Annotated in this window: 18 protein-coding genes; 5 read left to right on the top strand and 13 right to left on the bottom strand. The window is 73.3% G+C overall.

Annotation, left to right across the window (positions count from 1 at the left end; genetic code table 11):
- Positions 1-127 precede the first annotated feature (127 nt).
- From ACIG36_RS20685 to ACIG36_RS20740, 12 genes are all read right to left on the bottom strand, one after another.
- On the bottom strand, positions 128-1747 hold the full coding sequence (locus ACIG36_RS20685; RefSeq protein WP_399929620.1) for an ABC-F family ATP-binding cassette domain-containing protein: 1620 nt from the start codon (positions 1745-1747) through the stop codon (positions 128-130).
- Between the two features lie 88 nt (positions 1748-1835).
- Entirely contained in the window at positions 1836-2360 is a 525-nt protein-coding gene (locus ACIG36_RS20690) for a nucleoside 2-deoxyribosyltransferase (RefSeq protein WP_399929623.1), read from the bottom strand.
- A complete protein-coding gene (locus ACIG36_RS20695; RefSeq protein ID WP_399929626.1) occupies positions 2357-3439 on the bottom strand; it encodes a thymidylate synthase in 1083 nt (360 codons plus the stop codon). The genes ACIG36_RS20690 and ACIG36_RS20695 overlap by 4 nt, the downstream gene beginning before the upstream one ends.
- Positions 3440-3454: 15 nt before the next feature.
- Positions 3455-4105, bottom strand: a complete 651-nt coding sequence (locus tag ACIG36_RS20700) for a class I SAM-dependent methyltransferase (RefSeq protein WP_399929629.1) — start codon at positions 4103-4105, stop codon at positions 3455-3457.
- Positions 4106-4147: 42 nt separating this feature from the next.
- Positions 4148-6028 carry a hypothetical protein gene (locus tag ACIG36_RS20705; RefSeq protein WP_399929632.1) on the bottom strand — a complete coding sequence of 627 codons (1881 nt, stop codon included), beginning with the start codon at positions 6026-6028 and terminating at the stop codon, positions 4148-4150.
- Positions 6029-6116: 88 nt separating this feature from the next.
- The gene (locus ACIG36_RS20710; RefSeq protein WP_399929635.1) at positions 6117-7382 is read right to left on the bottom strand and encodes an MFS transporter; all 1266 of its coding nucleotides are present in this window, start codon (positions 7380-7382) and stop codon (positions 6117-6119) included.
- Between the two features lie 97 nt (positions 7383-7479).
- Positions 7480-8757: an ATP-dependent carboxylate-amine ligase gene (locus ACIG36_RS20715; protein ID WP_399929637.1), complete on the bottom strand. Its 1278-nt coding sequence runs from the start codon at positions 8755-8757 to the stop codon at positions 7480-7482.
- Positions 8758-8846: 89 nt separating this feature from the next.
- Positions 8847-10025 (bottom strand): DegT/DnrJ/EryC1/StrS family aminotransferase, encoded by a 1179-nt coding sequence (locus ACIG36_RS20720; RefSeq protein WP_399929638.1) that lies wholly within the window; start codon positions 10023-10025, stop codon positions 8847-8849.
- On the bottom strand, positions 10022-11314 hold the full coding sequence (gene blsG, locus ACIG36_RS20725) for an arginine 2,3-aminomutase (protein WP_399929641.1): 1293 nt from the start codon (positions 11312-11314) through the stop codon (positions 10022-10024). The genes ACIG36_RS20720 and blsG overlap by 4 nt, the downstream gene beginning before the upstream one ends.
- An 84-nt stretch (positions 11315-11398) precedes the next feature.
- Positions 11399-12370: a CGA synthase-related protein gene (gene blsF, locus ACIG36_RS20730; RefSeq protein WP_399929644.1), complete on the bottom strand. Its 972-nt coding sequence runs from the start codon at positions 12368-12370 to the stop codon at positions 11399-11401.
- 62 nt (positions 12371-12432) lie between these two features.
- Positions 12433-13488 carry a cytosylglucuronate decarboxylase gene (blsE, locus tag ACIG36_RS20735; RefSeq protein ID WP_399929647.1) on the bottom strand — a complete coding sequence of 352 codons (1056 nt, stop codon included), beginning with the start codon at positions 13486-13488 and terminating at the stop codon, positions 12433-12435.
- 38 nt (positions 13489-13526) lie between these two features.
- Entirely contained in the window at positions 13527-14783 is a 1257-nt protein-coding gene (locus ACIG36_RS20740) for a hydroxymethylcytosylglucuronate/cytosylglucuronate synthase (protein WP_399929650.1), read from the bottom strand.
- A 690-nt stretch (positions 14784-15473) separates the two neighbouring features.
- On the opposite strand from ACIG36_RS20740, the gene ACIG36_RS20745 reads away from it, so the two are divergent.
- From ACIG36_RS20745 to ACIG36_RS20755, 3 genes are all read left to right on the top strand, one after another.
- The gene (locus tag ACIG36_RS20745; RefSeq protein WP_399929653.1) at positions 15474-16856 is read left to right on the top strand and encodes a family 2B encapsulin nanocompartment shell protein; all 1383 of its coding nucleotides are present in this window, start codon (positions 15474-15476) and stop codon (positions 16854-16856) included.
- The gene (locus tag ACIG36_RS20750) at positions 16843-18231 is read left to right on the top strand and encodes a SufS family cysteine desulfurase (protein WP_399929656.1); all 1389 of its coding nucleotides are present in this window, start codon (positions 16843-16845) and stop codon (positions 18229-18231) included. Before ACIG36_RS20745 ends, ACIG36_RS20750 begins: the two co-directional genes overlap by 14 nt.
- 121 nt (positions 18232-18352) lie before the next feature.
- Entirely contained in the window at positions 18353-21337 is a 2985-nt protein-coding gene (locus tag ACIG36_RS20755) for a BTAD domain-containing putative transcriptional regulator (protein WP_399929658.1), read from the top strand.
- 207 nt (positions 21338-21544) lie between these two features.
- Here ACIG36_RS20755 and ACIG36_RS20760 read toward each other — a convergent pair whose 3' ends face one another.
- Positions 21545-21919, bottom strand: a complete 375-nt coding sequence (locus ACIG36_RS20760; protein ID WP_399929661.1) for an STAS domain-containing protein — start codon at positions 21917-21919, stop codon at positions 21545-21547.
- A gap of 527 nt (positions 21920-22446) precedes the next feature.
- Here ACIG36_RS20760 and ACIG36_RS20765 point away from each other — a divergent pair.
- Both ACIG36_RS20765 and ACIG36_RS20770 read left to right on the top strand, forming a co-directional pair.
- Complete coding sequence (locus tag ACIG36_RS20765) at positions 22447-22611, top strand: hypothetical protein (RefSeq protein WP_190108055.1); 165 nt, start codon at positions 22447-22449, stop codon at positions 22609-22611.
- A gap of 64 nt (positions 22612-22675) precedes the next feature.
- Entirely contained in the window at positions 22676-22969 is a 294-nt protein-coding gene (locus ACIG36_RS20770; protein ID WP_399929664.1) for a Dabb family protein, read from the top strand.
- Positions 22970-23010 lie beyond the last annotated feature (41 nt).

Here is a 23010-nt window from a genome sequence, read left to right on the forward strand (position 1 = left end):
CAGGAAAAACCGCAGGTGAAACGGGTCACAGGTTTAGGTTCAAATCCCACCGCTACCGCTTCAGGGAACAGCCCCTGATCCACGAGAGTGGATCAGGGGCTGTTCTCGTTCGTCAGGAGTCCGCCGTTCAGCGGGCGCGGGCGACGCGTCCCTCGTCCCACACCGGCTCCGGGGTCTCGCGGACGCGGCCGTCCGCGCCGAACACCAGGAAGCGGTCGAAGGACCGCGCGAACCAGCGGTCGTGCGTCACCGCCAGCACGGTGCCCTCATAGGCCTCCAGGCCCTCCTGCAGGGCCTCGGCGCTCTCCAGGTCGAGGTTGTCGGTGGGCTCGTCCAGCAGCAGGGCCGTCGTCCCGGCCAGTTCCAGCAGCAGGATCTGGAAGCGCGCCTGCTGGCCGCCCGACAGCTTCTCGAAGCGCTGGTCGCCCTGCCGCTCCAGCTCGTACCGGCGCAACGCGCTCATCGCACCGCCGCGGTCGCGCGCGTGCTCCGTCCACAGGATGTCGACCAGGGTGCGGCCCAGCAGCTCCGGATGCGCGTGCGTCTGCGCGAAGTGCCCCGGCACGACCCGCGCCCCCAGCTTCCACGTCCCCGAGTGCGCCACGTCCTCGCCCGCGAGCAGCCGCAGGAAGTGCGACTTGCCCGAGCCGTTCGACCCCAGGACCGCCACCCGCTCGCCGTAGAAGACCTCCAGGTCGAACGGCTTCATCAGACCTGTCAGCTCCAGCCCCGCGCACGTCACGGCCCGCACGCCGGTGCGGCCGCCGTGCAGCCGCATCCGGATGTCCTGCTTGCGGGGCGGCTCCGGGGGCGGGCCGATCTCCTCGAACTTGCGCAGCCGGGTCTTCGCCGCCTGGTAGCGGGAGGCCATCTCGTCGCTGCGCGCCGCGTACTGCTGCATGTCCACGACGAGCCGCTTGAGCTGGGCGTGCTTCTCGTCCCAGCGCCTGCGCAGCTCCTCGAACCGCTCGAAGCGCTCCTGCCGGGCCTCGTGGTAGGTGCCGAAGCCGCCGCCGTGCACCCACACGTCCGAGCCGGCGGGTCCGGGCTCCACGCTCACGATCTTCGCGGCCGCGCGCGCCAGCAGCTCGCGGTCGTGCGAGACGAACAGCACCGTCTTGCGCGTCTCGCGCAGCCTCTCCTCCAGCCAGCGCTTGCCGGGCACGTCGAGGTAGTTGTCCGGCTCGTCGAGCAGCAGCACCTCGTCGGGGCCGCGCAGCAGCGCCTCGAGGACGACGCGCTTCTGCTCGCCGCCCGAGAGGGTGCGCACCTTGCGCCACTGGGCCTTCTCGTACGGCATGCCGAGCGCGGCCGAGGTGCACACGTCCCACACCGTCTCGGCCTCGTAGCCGCGCACCTCGGCCCAGTCGGCGAGCGCCTGCGCGTAGTTCAGCTGGGCCGCCTCGTCGTCCACGGTCATGATCGCGTGCTCGGCCGCGTCGACGGCCGCGGCCGCCTCCCGGATGCGCGGCGGCGCCACCGACACCAGCAGGTCACGGACGGTGCGCTCGTCCCGCACGGAGCCGACGAACTGCGGCATCACCCCGAGCCCGCCGCTGGACGTCACCGTCCCGGCGTCCGGGCGCAGATCGCCGGAGATGATCCTCAGCAGCGTCGTCTTGCCGGCCCCGTTGGCGCCCACCAGGGCGGCCACCGCGCCCTCGCCGACGCGGAACGAGGCGTCCGCGAGCAACACCCGCCCGTCGGGCAAGTAGTAGTCCACATGCGCGACTTCGAGATGTCCCATGGGTGTCATCATCACCTTCCGGCGGGGAACGCGGCAAGCGACGCGGCCCGGCCCGGAGCGGACTCCGGACCGGGCCGGCCGGCACGGTCTAGACGTCGGTGAGCGCGGCCTCCCGGCGGCTCACCGCACGCCGCACGGCGGCGTCGACGTCCGCCAGGGCACCGGCGAGGTCGGTGTAGCGCACGTACTCCACCGTGGCCACCGACCGCAGGCCCCGGACGAGGAACGCGTACTCCGCCCCCTCCTCCAGCAGCAGCACGATGGGCTTGCCGAAGGCGCTCGCCCAGCCGATCTCGATGTGGGTGCCGGGAGAGGCCGGCGCGCCCGGCAGAGCCACGAAGACGTCGGCCTTCTCGATCTCCTTCTGGTCGAGGGCGGTGCACTGGTCGGGGGCCATCAGCTCGGCGCCCCACATCTCCCGCCGGTGGGCGTTGTAGACCTCCAGGCCCTGCTGCTCGAAGTGCCGGATCAGCAGGGCGAACGGGGTCCGGGCGGGGTCGGGCATCTCGCCGGTGGCGGGGTCGAGCAGGCCCATGAACGGTCCGGCGAGGAAGACGCTGCGCACGGAGCCGGGGGCCTGCTCGGGGGTGCTGTCGCTGTGGGTGAGGGTCACCTGATTACCTCCGGGGCGGGGGACGCGGCGGCGAGCGCTGTGGAGCCGGGCCACCGGTTGGACATCATGCGCCGGTACAGCGGCGGGAGCCGCGACGGCAGGGAGTCGCCGACGGCCGTCCCGTAGGTCAGCCGGCGGTGCAGTTCGAGCAGGGCCACGACGTCCTGCCAGTAGCGCGGCAGCGGCAGGGCGCGGACGTCATCGGCACCGAGCCGCAGCGCGTCGGCGCGCAACCCTGCCTCCAGGGCGAGGACTTCGCGGACGTGGGGCCAGTTGTCGCCCGGCGGCATGGCGGGGAACGGCTCGTCCGGCGGCGCCGGACGCCTCTCGGCCTCGGCCAGGACCGCCGTCACCTGCCGCAGGTCGCTGTCGTAGACGTGCAGCGAGCCGACCTGGTGCACATAGGTGCCGACGTCCAGGGACAGTTCGCGGGCGAGCAGTTCCTGCAGGAAGGTGAAGGAGAAGATGTCGCTGACCATGCCGCGGTAGGCGTCGTTGGCCCGCATGGAGCCGACACCGTGCAGCTTTCCCTCCCGTATGAGGAACTGCAGCGACAGGGTGCAGGCGACGTCGATGTTGCCGGGCTCGCGCAGCTCGGCGGGGTCGAAGATCTGGATGACGGCACGCTTGCTGTCCGGGTCCTCGGCCAGCACGTCGCGCACCGTCCGCCACTGGTCCAGGTGGGGGCCGGAGCCGCCCCCGGGGTAGCGGAAGATGCGCGGCCCGTACGCCGTGCCGGTCAGCCGGACGCCGTCGGCGGAGTACTTGCGGATGCCGGGTGCGTAGTGCGCGATGAAGTCCAGCGACGCCGAACCGGACAGGTACCAGAGGGCTTCTGCGAAGTTGAACACCAGGTTGGACCGGCGCCGGGCCAGGGCCACCTGGCGCCGTACCGGGTCGCGGACGGTGAAGGAGACACCCAGCCGCTCCCGGCTGGGGAAGCCGCGCGGGGCGTTGAAGAACGACGGGCTGCGGAAGGTCTCGCGCAGTTCCGACAGATACGCTTCCTCGACGCTGCCGTAACCGGCGTTGCTGTGAGCGGCACTGCTGTGACCGGCGTTGCTTTGGCTCGTGTGCACCGCGTTCCTCAGTCCTCAGTCCTTGTGGAAGCACTGGATGTAGGCGTTGCCGCTGGTTCCGTACGTGTATTCGGTGGTGTCGTAGGCCCGGTACCGGTGGCGCTCGACGTGCACGGTGCGGAAGTGGTCGACGTACTGCCAGCGCAGTTCCGGCCGGGTGCTGAAGAACGGGATGAACACGCCCCCGGGGCGCAGGGCGCGCACGATCTCGGGCACGACCCTCGCCCACAGCCCCTCGTCCTTCCACACCTCCATGTCCAGGGCGGGGTCGAAGAACATACCGTCGATGCTCTCGGAGGGCAGTTCGAAGATCCGCTCGAAGAAGTCGCCGCGCTCGATGGACAGGGTGTCCGGCAGCTCGGGGTGCTGCCGCCGGAACAACTCCTCCACCTCGCCGAACAGTTCGAGGACGGTGTGGCTGCGGGTGGCGGGATGGTTGGCGATGCGCAGGGCGGACAGGCCCAGCCCCAGTCCGACCTCGTAGAAGTCCTGTCCGTGCCGGCACAGCAGGTCGGCGCTGGCCCACATCAGGTCGCGCTCCCAGGCCTGCATGGCCTGCTCGCCGCCGATGCTCAGGGTCACCTCGCCGTCGTTCTCGATCAGCTGGATCTCCGGGGAGGCGCCCTCCCCGGCTTCCGGATTGCCCGTGCGCGTCGTGCTCTCCATCAGTGCCATCCTTTTGGTGACGACGTTCGGAGCCGGCGGTCGTCAGCTCCGTCGGGGGACGACTCCGAAGTGCCGCCTGGCGGTGGAGACCGCCAGGTCCTGCACGGCGAAGACGGTGAAGTAGTAGGCCTGCGGCGCGGTGTCCGGGGCGAAGCGCACCCGGAAGGTCACGTCCCCGGCGGCGCGGTCGGTGCCCTTGACCTTGGTGAGCGCCGGTTCGACGGTGGTGTCCTCGCGCAGGTAGGTCGGTACGAACAGGCCCAGCCGCACCGGGCCCGGCCGGGCGGCGGTGAGCTCGGCCCGCACCTCGAGCACCCCGCCCTGCTCCACCTCGTCCGCGGCGTACGCCAGCAGCTCGGGCGCGTCGGGCACCCGGAACGTCACGTCGCCGCAGCGCATGCAGACCACGCAGACGGTGTCCAGGACGTGCGGCAGCAGGCCGCGCCGGACGAACCGCTGGGCGGGGCGGCCGCAGTGGCACACCACCTCGCGCACGTCCTCGTCCAGCCGGCTGCGGTCGCCGAAGTGGGCGGGGTAGTTCATCAGCTCGGTCTCGGGGTTGTCCGCGACCTGCCGGGCGATGACGTGGTCGAGGGACTGCAGGTCCGCCTCAAGGGAGGCCCGGATCGCCGCCGGGGACTCGTCGGCCGCGTGCGTGGGGCGCGCCACCCACTGGTCGGTCTTGCGGGCGAGCTTGGCCAGCCGGGGCCGCAGCGCGTGGTTGTGCGGCAGCAGCTCCCCGGCCAGGAGCGCGGTCAGCCGGTGGCCGACGGTCAGCAGCAGCTCGTCGGGCCGGTGGTCCGAGGGCCGCGGCGCGGGCCGGGACGGGTCGGCCGGGGCGGGCATCCCGAAGCGCATGAACGCGGGGTAGGGGTGGGAGCCGGCCAGGCTGGCGTTGAGGGTGTCCACGGAGTCGGCGCCGGTGGTGGCCGTACGCAGCCAGGCGACGTTCTCGGGGCGGTCGGAGTCGTGGACGGAGACGGCGGAGACGACCGTCCGGGCGGGTCCGTCCAGGGCGTTGAGCAGCAGCTGGTAACGCGGGTCGTACAGGGCGAGGTCGGCCAGCGGGCCGCTGTTGCAGGCGCTGAGGACCACCTCGGCGGCGGCGACCCGGTTGAGCGGCACCAGCTTGTCCTCGGGCTTGTAGCAGGGCAACCCGTAGGCGCAGCGGGGGCCGAGCAGGCGGTCGTCGCGCGGGGCGAGGGCGCTCAGGCCGCAGATGGTGAACTCACCGAGGTTGATGCTGTCGTCCTTGCCGTGGCCCTGGAAGACGAGCTTGCGCCAGGGGTGGGCGAGGATCTCGCTCTGGATGTCGAGGCGTTCGAAGGAACGGTCGTCGTAGACGCGGACGTCGTCGGTGGGCGTGGGACGGTCGGTGTCGGTGAACAGGCCCAGCCGGGTCAGCGCGCTGTCGGTGCGGGCGTACTGCTTGGCCACGTTCCACAGCAGCGAGTCCGCGTCGCGTCCGCTGAGCACGCACAGCCCGGCGTCCTCGGCCCGGTAGGTGGCGAGCAGCAGGGCCCGCACCGGGTCCAGGCGCAGCCGGTCGTACGTCGCCACCAGCAGCGCGGTGCCGCGGCACTCGCGCGGCAGCCGTTCCAGCTCGTCGAGGGTCAGCCAGGTCCTGGCGAGCGGGCGGGCCAGGGCGAGGGCGGCGGGGGGCAGGTCCTCGGGGCCGAGCACCACGCCGTGGTCGACGGGCTCGGGCCGCAGGGTGCCGTCGTACAGCCGCGCGGCCAGACCGACGCTGTGCGCGAGGTCGGCCCGGCCCTCGACGACCACCGGGACCGGCGTGTTCTCCGGTGCGCGCAGGAACGCGGCCACGGCGTCGTCCAATTCGCCGGGCGGGACCGGGCGGAAGACGGACGGCGGCTGGTGGGGGCGTCGCGTGAGGTGGCGCTGATCGGTGCCGGCGGACTGCATCAGGGGTGACCTCTGTCCTTGTTCTGTGCTGGTAGCTGGTACGGACGTTCTGTTTCTCGTGCGGTGGGCTTACGGGTGGGCGGTGCGCTTACGGATTGGGCTTACGGACTGGCGGTGATCTCCGGGGGCCGGCCGCCATGACGGGCTCGGGTGTCCCGGCGAGCAGCCGGCGGCAGGCGAAGGCGCCCAGCGCGGCCAGCAGGGCCGTGCCGGAGGCGATGGCGAAGACGCCGTGCGGCCCCAGTGGGTCGACCAGCAGCCCGCCCGCCTGCTGGCCCACCGCCTCGCCCGCGACGGTTGCCAGCGACGCCCAGGTGAAGGCCTCGGTCAGCAGCCGGCTGTCGGCCAGCGAACTGACCAGGGTCATCTCGGCCGCGGAGACCAGCGCGAGGGGCGCGCCGCCCAGGGCGAGCGCCGCGGCCAGGGTGAGTTCGGAGCCGGCCAGCAGCGGCAGCGCGGTCCCGGCCGCGTAGGCCAGCAGCAGCAGGGGGAAGCGCTGGTGCACCGGCCGGCCACCGGGCCGGGCACGGCCGAGCCACAGCGCCCCCAGCGCGCTGCCGATGCCCCAGCAGGCGTAGACGAGCCCGGTACGGCCGGGCGTGCCGTGGATGTCGACGAACGCCGGGATGGCCAGCGTCATCAGGCCGATCGGCACGGCCGCCGCCGCCATGACGCCGGTGAGCACGAGCATCCCGCGGTCGTGCAGCGGGCCCAGCAACGCGCGCGGCCGGTCGCCGTCCGCCCGCTCGTCCTGGTGCGTGACGCCGCCGGGCAGCGGGGTCAGGGCCAGGCCGACCGCCCCGGCGCCGCCGATCACGGCGACCGTGGTGAGGGCGGCGCCCGCCGAGCCGGTGACCATCAGTGCCGCGAGCATCAAGGGCGCGCCGATGACCAGGAGTTCGGTGAGCAGTGCCTCCCACAGGTAGGCGAGCTCGCGCTCGTCGTCCTCGAGCGGCAGGCGCGCCCACAGCGAGCGCATGCACGCGTTCGCCGGGGGCAGCGCGGCGCCGGCGACGAGCGCGAGCGCCAGCTGGGCGGGTTCGGCCGGACCGGTGGCGCCCACCAGCAGGCCCAGCGACAGCGGGTACACCACTCCGGTGGTGAGCAGGACGACGCGCCGCCCGCCCCGGTCGACGCGGCGGGCGATGACGGGGCTGCCCGCCGCCATGCCGACGGTGTACAGGGCGGACACCAGTCCGGCCTGGGCGTAGCTGCCGCCCTGCTCGCGCACCACCAGGACCATCGCCAGGGACATCAGGTAGACGGGCAGGCGGGAGACCACGCTCCATCCGGCGGGGCCGGCCACGTGCTGCCGGGTGAGCAGGCGCAGGAATCGCCGGGACGTCCCGATCATCGCTGCCGCGTTCTCCGTTCGTCGTCGTCTCGTCGTCGTCTCGTCGTCGCGCGCCGGGGCGTTGCCCGGCGGGGTCTCGTGCGGTTTCGGCGGGGGTTCAGGCGGACGGTCTCATGGCCTCTTCCGCGTCCGGGGCCCGGCGCGCGGGCGGGACGATCTCGATGCTGAACGCTTCCAGCACGTACCGCATGCGCTTTTCCACCTCCGCCGCCGTGTCGCCCTCCACATGGACGTGTCCGGAGGCGTTGTGCGAGGCGCGCCGGGACGCGGCCCGGTCCCCCGGGGCGAAGCGCACCACGGCGTCGATGACGCCCGGCAGGGCGAGCAGTTCCTCGCGCGAGGTGACCCGGGAGACGGTGCCGGAGCGCGGCAGGGGCAGCAGCAGGTCGCCCACGCAGCGCCGCCTGCCGTACGCCAGGGCGGGCCTGCGGCCGGTGTAGACGTCCACGGTGGCGCCGAAGACGTCGAAGCCGTAGGCGTGGCCGTGGTTCGCGGCGATCTCGCAGCCGGCCATGCGCACGCCGACCTCCCCCGCGTAGGCCTCGCCGTCGATCTCGAAGAACTCCATGTGGACGTAGCCGTGGTCGATCCCCATGCCGGTCACGACCCGGCGCACCAGCGCCGCCGTGTCCACTCCCGGCCCCGGTCCGGCGCCGACGCTGATGTTGGCGTTCATCGCACCGCCGACGATGTCCAGCGGCCGGCAGGGCATCGCGCTGGGCCACACGTCCAGCACCTCGCCGCCCAGGACGAGGGCGCACGCCTCCCACTCGGTGCCGCCCAGGTACTCCTCGACCATCCACTCCCGGGCCGTGAGGTCCACGGTCCGCAGGTCCTCGGGGCCGTGCAGCAGATAGGTGTCGACGCAGGCGAAGGAGTCCACCGGCTTGAGGACCACCGGACGGCGGTGGGCGGCAGCAAACCGCTCGATGTCGGCGGGTGTGCCCACGCGCGCGTACTCGGCCGTACGCAGCCCCAGTTCACGGAATCTGTCCTTCATCGCGGCCTTGTCGCGCACCCACCGCACCTGCCGCTCGCTCAGGTGCGGCAGGCCGACGAGCGCGGCGAAGCGCTGGGCGACGTGCTGGCGGGGCTCGGAGGGGTTGCAGAAGCGGGTCGGCGGGACGGGCAGGTCCGCGATCCAGTCCAGGTAGCGGTCCGCCTCGGCCTCCAGGGGCACCCCTTCGCGCACCCAGAAGGCCGGCAGGTGGGCGGTCTCGCGCAGGTAGTCCGGCGCCAGGTCGCCGCGCGCCTCCTCGAACCGCAGCAGCACCAGGTCGCGCGAGCGGTGCCGGGCCGCGTAGCGGGTGAAGGACGACGCCCGGTCGTCCGCCATCAGCAGCCCGGGGCCGGCGGCCGCGCGTGCGACGCTCACAGCCTCTTCTTCGCTCGCTTCTCCGCCCGCGCGGCGCAGAGGCGCGGCTTTCGTCGTCGGCTGCTGCCCGGCGGCCGCGCGTGCGACGCTCACAGCGACTCCAGGACCTGGCGCACGGCCTTGGCGGCCACCGCCTGCTCCTGCTCGGTCAGTTCGGGCGAGAGCGGCACGCACAGCGTGCGGTCGAGCAGGGAGCGGGTGCGGGCGAAGCCGTCGTGGCTGAGGGCCCGCGGCACGCCGTCGGCCAGGTTCCACGGGAAGCCGTCCGCGTACAGGGAACGGCGGCCCTTGAGGACCGGGTGCTCGGGCAGCAGGTACTTGCCCAGCGTCCAGTTGGCGATGCCCTGACCGGTCAGACGGGCCACAGCCGCGTCGCGCAGGTCCCGGTCGGCCAGCCGGAACCGGATGCTGATCTTGGCGTCGCCCGCCGAGCGCGGCATGAGCTCGATGTCCGGCCGGTCGGGCAGCTCCTGCAGGGCGATGGCGTAGTGCCGCTCGAGTCCGGCCAGGATCTCCGGGAGGTGGCGGAACTGCTGCAGCTGGATGGCCGCCACTTCCTCGCTGGTGACGAAGTTCTCGCCCCAGTAGGCGTCCTCGTTCCAGGTGGGGTAGCGGCCGGGCTGCCGGGCGGAGCCGTGGTCGTGGTAGCAGCGCATCACTTCCCACGCCCGCTCGTCGTTGGTGACCAGCAGCCCGCCCTCGCCGGAGGTGAGCACCTTGTTGTGGTGGAAGCTGAAGGTGCCGGCGTAGCCGCGGGTGCCGGCGCGGCGGCCGTCGGGGAAGGACGCGCCGAGCGCCTGCGCGGTGTCCTCGATGACGTAGGGCACTCCCTCCGGCAGCGGCGCCACGGTGCCCTCCATGTGCGCGACGATCACCCGCTGTGCGTCGTCGGGCAGCAGGGAGGCGTCCAGGGAGAAGGTGTCGTCCACGTCGACCGGCACCGGGATCAGCCCGGTGGCCAGCACCGCCCCGGCGACCGCCACGAAGGTGACGGCCGGGATGTGGACGACGTCGCCGACGCGGGGCCTGGTGGAGACCAGGGCCAGCCGCAGCGCCTCGGTGCAGTTGTGCACCGCCAGCACGTGCCCGGCGTCCAGTTCGCGGGCCACCGTGCGCTCCAGCCGGCTCGCCATGCTCTCGGTCTCGGTCTGGTAGCGGAACAGCACCTTGTGCTCGACGGCATGGCGCAGCTCGCTCATGTCGTCCCAGTCGAGGTAGTTGGCGCCGTAGGGAAGGAACCGCAGCCCCAGTCGCTTGTCGAACGTCATCGCCCCTCGTCCCCCTCCGTCTTCCCGACGGGCTCGGACTCCCCGACGGGTTCCGTCTCCCCGACGGGTTCCGTCTCCCGGACGGGTTCGGTCTTCCCGACGGGTTCCGTTTCCCTGACGGGATATGCCGCTTCGTCGACGAGCATCTGCTCGCCCTTGTAGTTGCGCAGCAGCAGTCCGTCCGGCGTCTGCCGGTGGTACGGACGGGAGATGGGTATCTTGCCGAGCTGGGTGGTGAGCACGTACTGGGGCACGCCGAAGCCGGTGATGTGGCCCTGCAGGCCCTCCATGATCTCCCAGCCCTTCTCGACGGAGGTCATGAAGTGCGAGACGCCGGTGACGTTGTCGCAGTGGTACAGGTAGTACGGGCGGACGCGGATGCGCAGCAGCTCCGTCATCAGGGTGCGCATCGTCGCCAGGTCGTCGTTGATGCCGCGCAGCAGCACGGTCTGGTTGCCCACCGGGATCCCGTGGCGCAGCAGCCGGTCCACGGCCCGCTCGGCCTCCGGGGTGATCTCCTTGGGGTGGTTGAAGTGGGTGTTGAGCCAGATCGGGTGGTAGCGCTCGAGCATCGCGCACAGCTCATCGGTGATCCGCTGCGGCAGCAGCACGGGGAAGCGGCTGCCGATCCGGATGATCTCGACGCTGGGGATGGCCCGCAGCGCGGAGACGATCTCCTCCAGCTTGCCGTCGCGGTAGGACAGCGGGTCCCCACCGGTCAGCAGGACGTCGCGGATCTCGGGGTGCTCGGCGATGTAGCGCAGGTCCTCGCCGAAGTCCTCGCCCTCGTTCCGCTCGAAGTACGTGCCGTCGACGGCGGTGGTGTGGAACTTACGGGTGCAGTGGCGGCAGTAGACCGGGCAGGCCTCGGTGATCAGCATGATGACGCGGTCGGGGTACTTGTGCACCACGCGGTTGGTCTTGCGGAAGACCATGTCGCCCACCGGGTCGACCTCCGCGCCGGCGTGCTCCATCAGCTCGCCGAGCGCCGGCACGGCCTGCTGGCGGACGGGGCAGGCGGGGTCGTGCGGGTCCATCAGGGAGGCGTAGTACGGGGTGACCGACCAGCGGTACTTGCCCGCCGAGCCGGCGATCGCCTTCTCCTCGTCGGGGGTCAGGCTGATCCACTGCCGGGCCTTCTCCACGGTGGTGATGCGCTTGCGCATGTGCCAGCGCCAGTCGTTCCACTGCTCGTCGGGGACCTCGGGCCGCAGGGGTGCGGGGGTGGGGGCGTGGGCGGGGGCTTCGGGGGGTGCGGTGTCGCCGTTCTCCGCGAACGTGTGGGACATGAAGGCTCCAGTCTCGACGCGGTGATGGTGGGCTCGGCACGGTCAGTACGGGGGCGGGGGTGCCCGTCGGGCCCGCAGGGCTCGTCAGGGGCCCGTGGGGGCCAGGACGAGCTGGCGGACCGCTCTGGCGACGCGCTGAGCGCCCCGCAGGTCGTCCGTGGCGGGGTCGACGCCGGCCCACAGGTCGTCCCCGTCACCGTCGCCCCCGTACCCGCCCGCATCCGCGTCGTGCCGGTCGTGCCCCTCCTCGCCGGCCACGGGTACCGGCACCACCTGCCGTACGCGCCGGGCCAGGTCGTCCTGGACCGGGCCCAGCGGCGGCAGGAACGCCAGCGGCGCCCGGCGCGCCTGGGCGAGGGAGACGGCGGTGAGCGTGGGGGAGGCGAGGAAGACGCGGGCGGAGGCGTGCAGGGCGTCGGCGTCCGCGTCGGCGGCCCGCAGCAGGGTCACGCCGGGCAGCGGGGCGAGCGCCGCGTGGAGGCGGTCGTGTCCGGCGTCGTACACCACCGTGCAGCCGCCGCTACGGTCCACCGCCCGCAGCACCAGCGGGCGCACCACCTCCTCGGCGTAGGCGCCCAGTTCCGGCTCCGCCGCCTCCCACGCCGACAGCAGCAACAGACATCCGGAGCGCGCCCGGTCGCGGCTCAGCCGCGCGGGCGCGAGGACCCCGGCCGCCCGCACGGAGTCCGCCCGACCGGGGGCGGGGCCCGGCAGCCAGCCCGGCACGTGCGCGTGCCGGGAGGCGGCCGCCGTCACCGGCAGGGCGCCGGTGGTGTGACCGGAGTGCACGTACACGACCGGCACCCCGGCGCCGCTCAGCTCCCCGGCCGCCACAGGGTCGTCGCAGACGAGTGCGGCGTCGGCGGGCGGGGCCTCGTCGCCGGCCTCCCGAGTCTCCCGAGCCTCCCGCACGAGCGCGAGTTCCGTCAGGTGCGCGGCGATCCGCCGCCGGGCCGTCAGCGAGTCGAGCCGGCCGGGACGGTCGACCAGCAGCACCCGGCGTCCGGGCGGTGCGGTGCCGGGCCGCGCGGGGTCGGCGGGGACCGGTCGGGGCATGCGTCCTCCGGGCGCTGGTGGGTGTGATTCCGGCTGGTGGGTACCGGCTCGGGCGGCGGACGTCAGTAGCTCCACGGCGGCACGGCCCCCATCCGGGCGACGTCGTCGCTGTAGCCGGCGGCCGTGGTGGAACAGCCGCCGCACACGCGTGGCCCCTGTTCGCGGAAGTAGTCGGCGTGGGTGCGGAAGGCCGGGGTGTCGAGCAGGACGACACCGCCCTCGCGCAGAGGCGCGCCGCCCGGCTCGTCCCCGTCGCGGTGCGGCAGACAGCTGCAGGCGTACATCCGCCCGTACTTGCCGTCCACGTAGATCACGTCGTCGACGACGTGGCACAGCGGCTCCGCGGCCCGGGGGGTCACCGAGTCGGCGAAGTACCGCTCCTGTTCCCGCGGGGTGTCGCCGTAGAACCGCTTGCCCAGTGGGACGAGCGTCCGCTCCGGGTCCGCGTCGTAGACGGGGTCGCAGACGGCGCGCACATGGTCGGGGTCGGGGTAGCGGACGGTGCGCTCCAGCTTGAGCGCGGACAGCTCCCACTGGCGCACGCCCGCGTCGGTGAGCACCTGCTGCAGGCGCGGCATCTCGGTGTAGTTGTGCGGGCCCACGACGGTGTTGACCCTCGGCAGCACACCGAGCTCGGCGGCGGCGCGCAGACCGCGCAGACCGTTGTCGAACATGCCCGGCGAACGCCGGTAGACGTCGTGGGTCGCGCCGGAGGAACCGTCGAGGCTGACGATGATCTGAGCGAGCCCTGCGTCCGCCAGCTGCTCGATCCGGCGGGGCAGCATCATGCCGTTGGTGATGATCGACATCTTCATGCCGGCCTCGGTGCCGACGCGCACCAGGTCCACCACATCCCGGTGCATCAACGGCTCGCCGCCGGTGAACCGTACGTAGCCGACGCCCGCCTCGCGGGCGCGGGGCAGCAGTTCGCGGAAGTCGTCGAGCGAGAAGCGGAACGAGTCGCGTGAGAGCGCGAACTCGCACATGAAGCAGTCGGCGTTGCAGGCTTCGAGGATCCTGATGAAGAGGTAGCGCTCGCGCCGGGCGGGTCGTAGGGATCGTGCGGATGGTGCGGATCGAGCGGACTTGTCGAACTGCTCGGGCTGCCGTTCGCTCATGGAGGGCGTGCCTTCCTGCACGGGTCGGCCGGTGGCGGTCAGTGGTGGGCCGCTCGTGCCATCAGAGTCAGTACGTGCCGGGCCACCCGGTCGGCTCCGTCGGTGCCGACGGCGTCGGTGAGGCCCTTCCAGTCGGCGCCGTCGCGGGCCCGGCCCAGAGCGGCGAGCAGCGCGCGGGACAGTGCCGGGCGCACCCGGGCGGTATCGGCACCGGCGATGCCGCCGTAGATCATCCGCAGTGCCGTGTCCTCGCTCGCCCGGTTCTCCAGCACGCTCTCCTCGCGGAAGACCTCGTCGGGCCAGCGCACCCGGACGTCCGCGCCGACCGCACTGCTGTGGAAGCGGCCGTTGAAGATCTGGCTGAGGTTCTGCGGCGGCAGGCACACCACGGGTGCGGCGAGGGCGCCGGCCTCCAGCAGGGTGGTCAGGCCGGGCGAGGTGACGAGCACGTCGCAGTCGGCGAGCCGGTCGAGGAACGCGCCGTGGCCCAGCGGCCCGGCCGTCACCCGCAGCGCGCTGCCGGGGCCGCTGCCGGGCCGCAGGCCGGAGACGATCCCGTCCGGCACGTTGCCGGCCACGTGGACCTCCTCCACGCCGAACGCCTCGAGGGCGGCCAGCGCCGCCGGGACGACGAGCCGCGGATAGCGGGTCCAGTCGGGCAGGTGCGGTGAGCGCAGCCCGCCCAGGTTCAGCAGCGCACGGCGCACAAGGCCGTCGGGGGCGCGCCCGGTGGCGGACGGGCCGCCGCCGGACAGCCGATCACCGGACAGCCGGTCGCCCGGCATACGGCTGTCCGGCATACGGCCGTTGGCGACGACCGCGCCGACCCAGTGCAGGTTGGCCACCGAGGCGAGCACGTCCCGGCATTCCGGAGGCAGTTCGACGCAGCGCTGGGCGCAGTAGACGGAGACGTCCAGCGGAAGCCCCGGCAGGTCGCCCTCGGTCCACAGGAACGGCAGGCTGTCGACGAAGACGGTGGGCACCCCGGCGGCCTCCAGGGCCATCGCGGCCGGACCCTCCAGCACCACCAGCCCGGCGGTGACCCCTTCCGCCCGTACGACCTCGGCGACGGCCGCCGGGTCGTCGGCGGGCACGTCGTACCACCGGTCGATGCCGTGCTCCGCCAGCACCGGGCGGCCGAGCGAGGAGGCCAGCCCCACGAAGCGCGGCGGGCGCACCGAGCGCGCCCGCAACGCGGTGACCACGGCGCTCAGTTTGCCCGAGCTGCCCCAGCCGAAGTCGGCGCCCGCGACGGCGACCGTGGGTGCTTTTGAGCCGGTCGGATCCTCAGCCATGGTGCGCACGAACCCCCTGCGTCGAGAGTGACGGTTGCGCCGGCGGCCCGATGGGCGCGGCTTATGCGGAGGAATGCATGGATTGCCCACGTTTCTACGTGAGGTTCCATGGTCCATGAGACCCGGAGAGGGGCGCAAGGTCAGCAGCAAACGCGAATTAGCCAATGTCACTCCGCTGAAATTGCCCCGTAATAAGGAGTGTTGTCGCCACCCTTCCCCTGCTCACGGCGGAACACACCACCCAAGGACCCACCTTCTGCGCATACCGCCCCGCGGCCGTCCGCCAACCGGGTCACCGGCACCACACGAGCCGAATTCGCCCTGCTCACCCGGCAGTTGAACGTCGTACGGAACCACGCCGCACGGCGGTTGGCCGGATCGCACCCTCCGCGGCCGAGGCCGCCACACGGCCCGGAGTCCGGTGGGAGCCGAGCGATTCAGGCCGCGCACGAGGCGGAAGTGCACGGCGAACGCGCCCCGCCGGCACCGGCCGCAGTCAATTCCGGTCGTCTCGTGGTCCGGACCTTCACCCCCACCGCCCGCACACCAATACCCGTGCTCAAGTTTTCGATCACTTTCGGACCTGCGCTCGGATAAGCGCCCTTGTGACCCCGGGCTCCCGACCGGACGATCGGTCCTCGTCGCCCGCGCCGGACCCTTCCGCGCGGGCCCTTCGAGGAGGGGACCTCCATGAACGACCGGCTCAGTCTCGCGCCCGATGCCGCACGGCAGTTGGCCACGACCACCAAGACCACCCCGCAGATGCGCGGCATCACGCCGCGCTACCTGCTGCGCGCGCTCCCCTGGGTCGACGTCGAGTCCGGCGTCTACCGCGTCAACCGCAGGCGGACGTTCATCCTCGGCGACGACCGCATCAGCACCTACAACGAGGGCGGCTCCCACCACGTCGTCCCCGAGGACCTGCGCGAACTGCCCTTCCTCCGCGGCGCCGAGCAGGGCCTGTTAGCGGAGCTCGCCGGCGCGTTCACCGAGGTGCCCTTCGAGGCCGGCCAGGTCATGGCCGACGAGGGGCGGACGAGCGACAAGCTGTGGCTGATCGTCGTCGGCCGCGCCGAGAAGCGGGTGACCGGGCGCTACGGCGAGGACGCGCTGCTCGAGGTCATCGGCGACGGCCAGTTCTTCGACCTCGACGCCTGGACCCGATGTCAGCCCTTGCCGTTCCGGGTCAAGGCGCTCACCGCCGGTGTCGCCCTGACCGTCGGGCTCGACGCGCTCAACGCGCTGGCCGACCGGGACGCCGCACTGCGCGGCGCCCTGGACGCCCACATCGCCGGGGACGGGCCCGTGCCCGGCTCCGAGGTGCCGGTGGATCTCGCGGGCGGGCACGTCGGCGAGGTCGACCTGCCGGGGACGTACGTCGAGTACGAGGACACCCCCCGCGAGTACCACATGAGCCTCGCCCAGACCGTCCTGCGCGTGCACACCCGGGTCTCCGACCTCTACAACGCGCCCATGGACCAGACCCGGGTCCAGGCCGACCTCACCGTCCAGGCGCTGCGCGAGCGCCAGGAGTCGCTGATCCTCAACCACCCCGAGTTCGGCCTCCTGCACAACATCGCCCCCGGCCAGCGCGTCCAGACCCGCACCGGTGCGCCGACGCCCGACGACATGGACGAGCTGCTCTCCCGGGTATGGAAGCAGCCCGGCTACTTCGTCGCCCACCCCAAGGCCATCGCCGCGTTCGGCCGCGAGTGCACCCGCCGGGGCGTGCCGCCGGTGGTGGACACCCGCTTCGGCAGCCCACTGCTGACCTGGCGCGGGGTGCCGCTGCTGCCCTCCGACAAGGTGCCGTTCGCGGGCGCGGGCAGCGCCGGCGTCACCCAGATCCTGCTGATGCGCACCGGCGAGGCCGAGCAGGGCGTCATCGGGCTGCGCCCGGCGGGCGTGCCGGACGAGGTCGAGCCGGGCCTGTCCATGCGCAACATGGGCACCGACCAGAAGGCCATCACCTCGTACCTGCTGACCGCGTACTTCAACGCGGCGGTGCTGGTGGAGGACGCGGCGGCGGTCCTCCAGAACGTCGAGGTGTCGAAGTACCATGACTATTCCTGACGTTCGGGTGTACGAGCACCTGATGCCGGCCCCGCCGACGGGGCAGAGCCCGGTCCCGGTCCAGGCGAACCCGCGGGCGTACGAGCGCCCCGCGGCGCAGGCCGCTCCCGCGACGCCCGCGACGGCCCCGCAGTCCACCCCGCCGCGCGGCGCCGGCGGATTCGACCCGGAGGCCGCCCGCCGGGACGTCCCCGTCCTGCACCGCACCGTCAACGGCCATCCGCTCGTCTGGCTCGACAACGGTGCCACCACCCAGAAGCCGCGCCAGGTCGTCGAGGCGCTCGCCGCCTACTACAGCGCCGCCAACTCCAACATCCACCGCGGCGCCCACACCATGGCCCGCGAGGCCACGGAGACGTACGAGGCGGGGCGCGCGGCGGTCGCGGACTTCCTGGGCGCCGAGTCCCCCGACACCGTCGTCTTCACCCGCGGCACCACCGAGGCGATCAACCTGGTCGCCCAGACCTGGGGCCGGGCCAACATCGGCCCCGGCGACGAGATCCTGGTGCCCCGCCTGGAGCACCACTCCAACATCGTCCCCTGGCAGCTGCTCGCCAAGGAGAAACGGGCGCGGCTGATACCGGTCCCGCTGCTCGCGGACGGCAGCATCGACCAGGCCGCCTTCGCCGACCTGCTCTCCTTCCGCACCCAGCTCGTCGCCGTCAGCCAGGCGTCGAACGTGCTGGGCACCGTGCCACCGGTGAAGCAGATGGCGGCGCTCGCCCACCGCTACGGGGCCAAGGTCCTGGTGGACGGGGCACAGGCGGTGGCGCACTTCCCCGTCGACGTGCGGGAGCTGGGCGCGGACTTCTACGTGTTCTCCGGGCACAAGCTGTTCGCCCCCACCGGCATCGGCGCGCTCTACGGCAGGCCGGAACTGCTGGAGGGCATGCCGCCGTGGCAGGGCGGCGGCAACATGATCGACCAGGTCGACTTCACGGGCAGTACGTACGCGCCCGTGCCGCACCGCTTCGAGGCCGGGACCGGGCACATCTCCGGCGTCGCCGGGCTGCTGTCGGCGATCAACTGGCTCACCGGCTTCGACCGCGAGGCGGTCGCCGCCTACGAACAGGGCCTGCTGGCCTACGCCGAGCAGGCCCTGGGGGCGGTGCCGGGCCTGGAGATCCTGGGCTCGGCACCGGGCAGGATCGCGGTGCTGACGTTCACCCTGGCGGGCCACGACCCGGCGGACATCGCCCATCGGCTCGATCGGGACGGCATCGCCGTCCGCGCCGGCCACCACTGCGCCCAGCCCTCGCTGCGCCACTACGGCGTGGAGAGCGCGGCGCGGGCCTCGCTCGCCCTCTACAACACGGGGGAGGACGTGGACCGGCTGGTGGCCTCACTGCTGCGGATGACGCAGGGGGCCACCTGATCGGAGGACCCGGGCCCGGGGCGCGCTTCGGCGTGGCCCCGGGCCTTCGCTTGTACTGTGCTATTCAGACAATTCCGAGCAATTCGGATTATCGGCCGGTGCAGTGAGGAGCGGAGGGCCCGTGTCCGGTGACGAGGAGACCCAGCACCCGCGCTTCCACCTGCTCGGCCCCGTGCGGGCCGACCGGGACGGCCGGCCGCTGCCGCTCGGTTCCCCCGAGCAGCGGGCGGTCCTGGCCGTCCTGCTGCTGCACGGCGGACGGTCCATCACCACCGCCGAACTCGTCGAGGCGCTGTGGGGCGAGAACCCGCCCGCACACGCCGTGCCGACCCTCCGCGACCACATCTCCCGGCTGCGCGCCACCCTCGAGCCGGAGCACGCACCCGGGGCGCGCGCCCGGCTGCTGGTCTCGACCGGCGGCGGCTACGCCGCGCACGTCGACCCCGGCTCCGTCGACGCCACCGTGTTCGCCGGGCACATGGAGGCCGCGGAGGCGGCCCGCGCGGCGGGCGACTTCGCCGGGGCGCACGACAGGCTCAAGGCGGCCGTCGCCCTCTGGGAGGGCACGCCGCTGTCCGCGCTCCCCGGGCCGTACGCCGCGCGCGAGCGCGCACGCCTGACCGAACTGCGCGTCCGCGCGCGGGAGGACCTCCTCGAGTGCGCCCTCGCGCTGGGGCGCGAGGCCGGAGCCGTCACCGAACTGCGCACACTGGCCGCCGAGCACCCGCTGCGGGAACGCACGCGTGCCCTGCTGATGCACGCCCTGCACCGGGCCGGGCGGCAGGCCGAGGCCCTGGCGGTGTTCACCGAGGCCCGTCGCGTGCTCGAGCGGGAACTGGGCCGCGGTCCCGGCCCCGAGCTCACACGCATGCACGAACAGGTCCTCGCCCGTGACCCCGCCCTTGCCGCCCCCGCGGACCCTCCACCGTCCCCGGCCCCCGCCACCCGGCCGGGCCGCGCCGTCACCATGGCCGACGGCATCGCCGAGATCGCCGACTTCACCGGACGCAACGAACTCGTCGCCCAGGTGCGCGAAGCGCTCACTCCCGGCGCCGGGCAGGGCCCGCCCGTCGTCGTCCTCACCGGCCCCGCCGGCGTCGGCAAGACCGCGCTCGCCGCGCACACCGCCCACGCCCTGCGCTCCCGCCACCCCGACGGGCTGCTCCGCCTCGGCCTGCGCGGCTCCGCCCCGGAACCGCTGACCACCGGCGCGGCCCTCGACCAGCTCCTGCACGCCCTCGGCGTCGGCGACCACGCCCTGCCCGAGGGCACGGCCCGCCGCACCGCCCTCTACCGCTCGCTGCTCGCCGACCGCCGCACGCTCCTCCTGCTGGACGACGCCGCCGACGCCGCACAGGTGACGCCCCTGCTCCCGGGGACGTCGGGCTGCACGGTGCTGGTCACGTCCCGGGCACCCGACCTCGCGCTACCGGGCGCACGGCAGATCGCCGTGAACCTGCCGGAGGAGAAGGAGGCACTGGCGATGCTCGCGGCGATCGCGGGCGACACCGCGCAGGACACCGCCACGCAGGCCGCCCGCGAGGTGCTGGCCGCCACAGGCCCCCTGCCGCTCGCCCTGCGCGTGGCGGGCGCCCGGCTGGCCGCGCGCCCCTTCTGGACGCCGGCCGACCTCGCCGCACGCCTGCGCGAGGAACGCCACCGCCTCGACCAGCTCCACTCCGGCGACCCGCACCCCGGCGACCTCACCACCGAGACCGTCCTGCGCGTCGCCCACGACGCCCTGGACCTCGAACAGGCCCACGCCTTCCGGCTCCTGGCCCTGCCCGACGTCCCCGATCTCGACGCGGCCGCGGCCGCCGCCGTCCTGGACCTCCCCGGCGCGACCGAAGCGGAAGCCCTCCTCGCCGAACTGGCCACGACCGGCCTGCTCGAATCACCCGCCCCGGCCCGCTACCACCACCACGACGTGCTCCGGGAGTTCGCCCTCGGACAGAGCCGGCGCACCGACAGCCCGCCCGTGCGCGACGCCGCACTGCTGCGGCTCCTCGACCACCACCTGGCGACCGCCGTCACCGCCCTGCGCCGCATCCGCCCCGACAGCCCCGTACCGCGCCACCTGCACCACAACCTCGCCACCACCGGCCGCCCCCTGCCCGACGCCGACGCGGCCCGCACCTGGCTGCACCACACCCACCCGCACCTGCTCGCCCTCACCGGCCAGGTCCTGCGCCTCGACATCCCCGACGCGCTGCGCCCGGCCGTGGACCTGCTGACCGTCTGGGACCGGCTGACCACCGGCACCGCGCGCCACCAGGACCTCGCGGACCCGGCGGGCCGGGCCCTGGAGCGCGCGCATGAGAACGAGGACGGAGCGAGCGCCGCCCGCGCCCTGCGCGTCCTGGGAGCGCCCCGCTTCGGCGCCGACACCTACGAGCGCGCCGAGCGCGACCTGCGCGCCTGCCTGCGGTTGGCGGAGGCGGCCGCCGATCCGCTCGCGCTGACCCTGGCCTCCGGCGAACTCGGCGTCGTCCTGCTGTCCCTGGGCCGGCCCGGCGACGCGTTGCCCCTGCTCGTACAGGCGGAGGAGCACTTCCGGTCGGAGGGCGCGACGAGCTGCGCGCTCGAGGCCCTGGCCCACACGGCGCGCGCGTACACCGGTCTGGGCCGTACGGAGGAGGCCCTGACCACCGCGGCCGAGGCCGTCGAACGGGCCCGCGAGCTCGGCGACGAACCGGTCCTGGCCCACGTCCTGCACCAGGCCGCCCGCACCCTGCTGGCGGCCGACCGCGCGGCGGGCGCGACGGACCGGCTGCGCGAGGCGCTGGGCCTGGAGACCGATCCCCGCCGGACGGCCCTGCTGTGGGCGCACCTGGCGCACTGCCGGCTGGACCAGCGCCAGCACCGGGAGGCCGTCACGGCGGCCGACCGGGCGCTGGCGATCGAAGCCGGCCTGGGCGACGCGTACTGCCGGGGCCTGGCCCTGGCCGCCCGCGGCCGCGCCCTCCCGGCCCTGGGCGAGCCCCGCCCGGCCCTGGGCTGCCTACGGGAGGCCCACGAGGTCCTGGACCGCCGCGGCGCCAAGGAGGCGGCGGACGTGCGAGAACTCCTGGACGAGGAGTTCCCTGCCTGGCGCGCGACGCCCTGAGCGCACCGGGTCGGGCCGGGACGCCGACGGCCTGAGCACGCCGTCAAGCCGGGACACTGACGCCCGAGCGCACCGTCATGCCGAGACGCTGACGAGCCGAACGCGCCGTCAGGCCAGGACGCCGACGACCTGGGGACGCCTTCAGGCGGGGACGCCGACGGCCTGAGCGCACCATCAAGCCGGCATGCCGACGACCTGAAGCCGCCGTCAGGCGGGGACGCTCCCGACCGCCGACGGCGGGAACGCGTCCAGCCACGTGAACGCCGGCTCCACGCCGGCGATGCGTATCACCTTCGACACCATCGCCCCGCCCCGCACGACCCGCAGCCGCGCGCATCCCCACACGGCCCGCTGCCGTGCCCTCAGCAGCAGCCGCACCCCGCTCGCGTCCAGAAACGTCACTCCACGCAGGTCGATGACGAGGTCACCCCGGCACCGCCCGACCAGCGCCTCGAGCCTCGGCCCCAGGGTCTGCTCGGCCAAGATGTCGATCTCACCCAGCAGTTCGACGACCACCGCTCCCCCCACCACGCGCTCCCGCATGGTGAAGGCGAGCTCGTACACGCCCATGGCGAACCTCACCGCCCTCCCTCATCGGGCACATCGTGTGCCTTTCTGGTGCCCCGGCAGTGGGCGGAACTCACCTCCGACACGCACCCGTGATGCACCGGAAGCCCCGGCCCCGGACCTGTGCGCGAATCGGTCCGGAGCCGGGGCTTCCGGCGAGTGCAGGTCGGGGGAGGCGGCGTCGGGGGGACATGCCTCCTCCCCCGGCGAGGGCACGGCCTCAAGTTCGGACCGCGGTCGGGGGGAAGCGCGCGGTCCGGACCCCGCAGTGAGGGCCGTGTCCCGGCCCGCGGGATTCCTGCCAGATCCGCGGGCGCACAACCATCCTCCGCCCGGGGCGCGCGCCGCGAGTCCGGCGAAGGGCCCGCGCCGCAGGGCCGAAAGTCCTTAAAGACCGCGTGAGGGCCGTGAAGCGGCGCACACGCCCGCGTCCAGGCAACACGCCCAACCCTTTCGGCCATACATCCGTTCGCACGCACGCACGGATAGACTCTCGCGACCGCACGCGGGACAGCAGCGGACGACAGGGGAGGCAGTGCGTCATGGTGCAGACGAAGAAGGTCGTGCTCTGGGCACTCGGCATCTTCGTGGCCTACACGATCATCCACTCCCCCGCCCGCTCGGCCGAGCTGGTCCAGATAGGGTTCGAAGGGATCTCGGACGCCGCCAAGAACATCGGCGAGTTCATGACCCAGCTGATCAGCTGACGTCCGGTGCCCGCCGCACCGGCCCGGAGCGGCACATCAGCGCGACAATGCGAAGAGGCAGCCAGTGATCCGCCATCTCGTCCTGTTCAAGCTCAACGAGGGCGTCGAGCGCGACGACCCGCGTGTCGTCGCCGGCGTGCGGGCGTTCGAGGAGCTCGGCGAGCAGATCCCGGAGCTGCGCTTCTGGGAGTGCGGCTGGAACGTCTCGGAGCGCCCGATCGCCTACGACTACGCCATCAACTCGGCCGTCGAGGACCCCGAGGCGCTGCAGCGCTACCTCGACCACCCGGCCCACCAGGCGGGCGTCGGCCAGTGGCGCGAATTCGCCACCTGGGTGATCGCCGACTACCCGTTCTGACGGGACGCCGCACAGCCCCTCCGGCTCGCTTCCGGGCTCAC

The organism is Streptomyces sp. NPDC053048 (assembly GCF_044547045.1).
Lineage (GTDB): Bacteria > Actinomycetota > Actinomycetes > Streptomycetales > Streptomycetaceae > Streptomyces.

Excerpts from the sequence above, each read along its gene's own strand:
- ACIG36_RS20750 (WP_399929656.1), top strand. The coding sequence starts at position 16,843 with ATGACTATTCCTGACGTTCGGGTGTACGAGCACCTGATGCCGGCCCCG.
- ACIG36_RS20700 (WP_399929629.1), bottom strand. The coding sequence starts at position 4,105 with ATGGAGAGCACGACGCGCACGGGCAATCCGGAAGCCGGGGAGGGCGCC.
- ACIG36_RS20685 (WP_399929620.1), bottom strand. The coding sequence starts at position 1,747 with ATGGGACATCTCGAAGTCGCGCATGTGGACTACTACTTGCCCGACGGG.
- ACIG36_RS20720 (WP_399929638.1), bottom strand. The coding sequence starts at position 10,025 with ATGACGTTCGACAAGCGACTGGGGCTGCGGTTCCTTCCCTACGGCGCC.
- ACIG36_RS20745 (WP_399929653.1), top strand. The coding sequence starts at position 15,474 with ATGAACGACCGGCTCAGTCTCGCGCCCGATGCCGCACGGCAGTTGGCC.
- ACIG36_RS20710 (WP_399929635.1), bottom strand. The coding sequence starts at position 7,382 with ATGATCGGGACGTCCCGGCGATTCCTGCGCCTGCTCACCCGGCAGCAC.
- ACIG36_RS20705 (WP_399929632.1), bottom strand. The coding sequence starts at position 6,028 with ATGCAGTCCGCCGGCACCGATCAGCGCCACCTCACGCGACGCCCCCAC.
- ACIG36_RS20740 (WP_399929650.1), bottom strand. The coding sequence starts at position 14,783 with ATGGCTGAGGATCCGACCGGCTCAAAAGCACCCACGGTCGCCGTCGCG.
- blsG (WP_399929641.1), bottom strand. The coding sequence starts at position 11,314 with ATGTCCCACACGTTCGCGGAGAACGGCGACACCGCACCCCCCGAAGCC.
- ACIG36_RS20765 (WP_190108055.1), top strand. The coding sequence starts at position 22,447 with ATGGTGCAGACGAAGAAGGTCGTGCTCTGGGCACTCGGCATCTTCGTG.
- blsE (WP_399929647.1), bottom strand. The coding sequence starts at position 13,488 with ATGAGCGAACGGCAGCCCGAGCAGTTCGACAAGTCCGCTCGATCCGCA.
- blsF (WP_399929644.1), bottom strand. The coding sequence starts at position 12,370 with ATGCCCCGACCGGTCCCCGCCGACCCCGCGCGGCCCGGCACCGCACCG.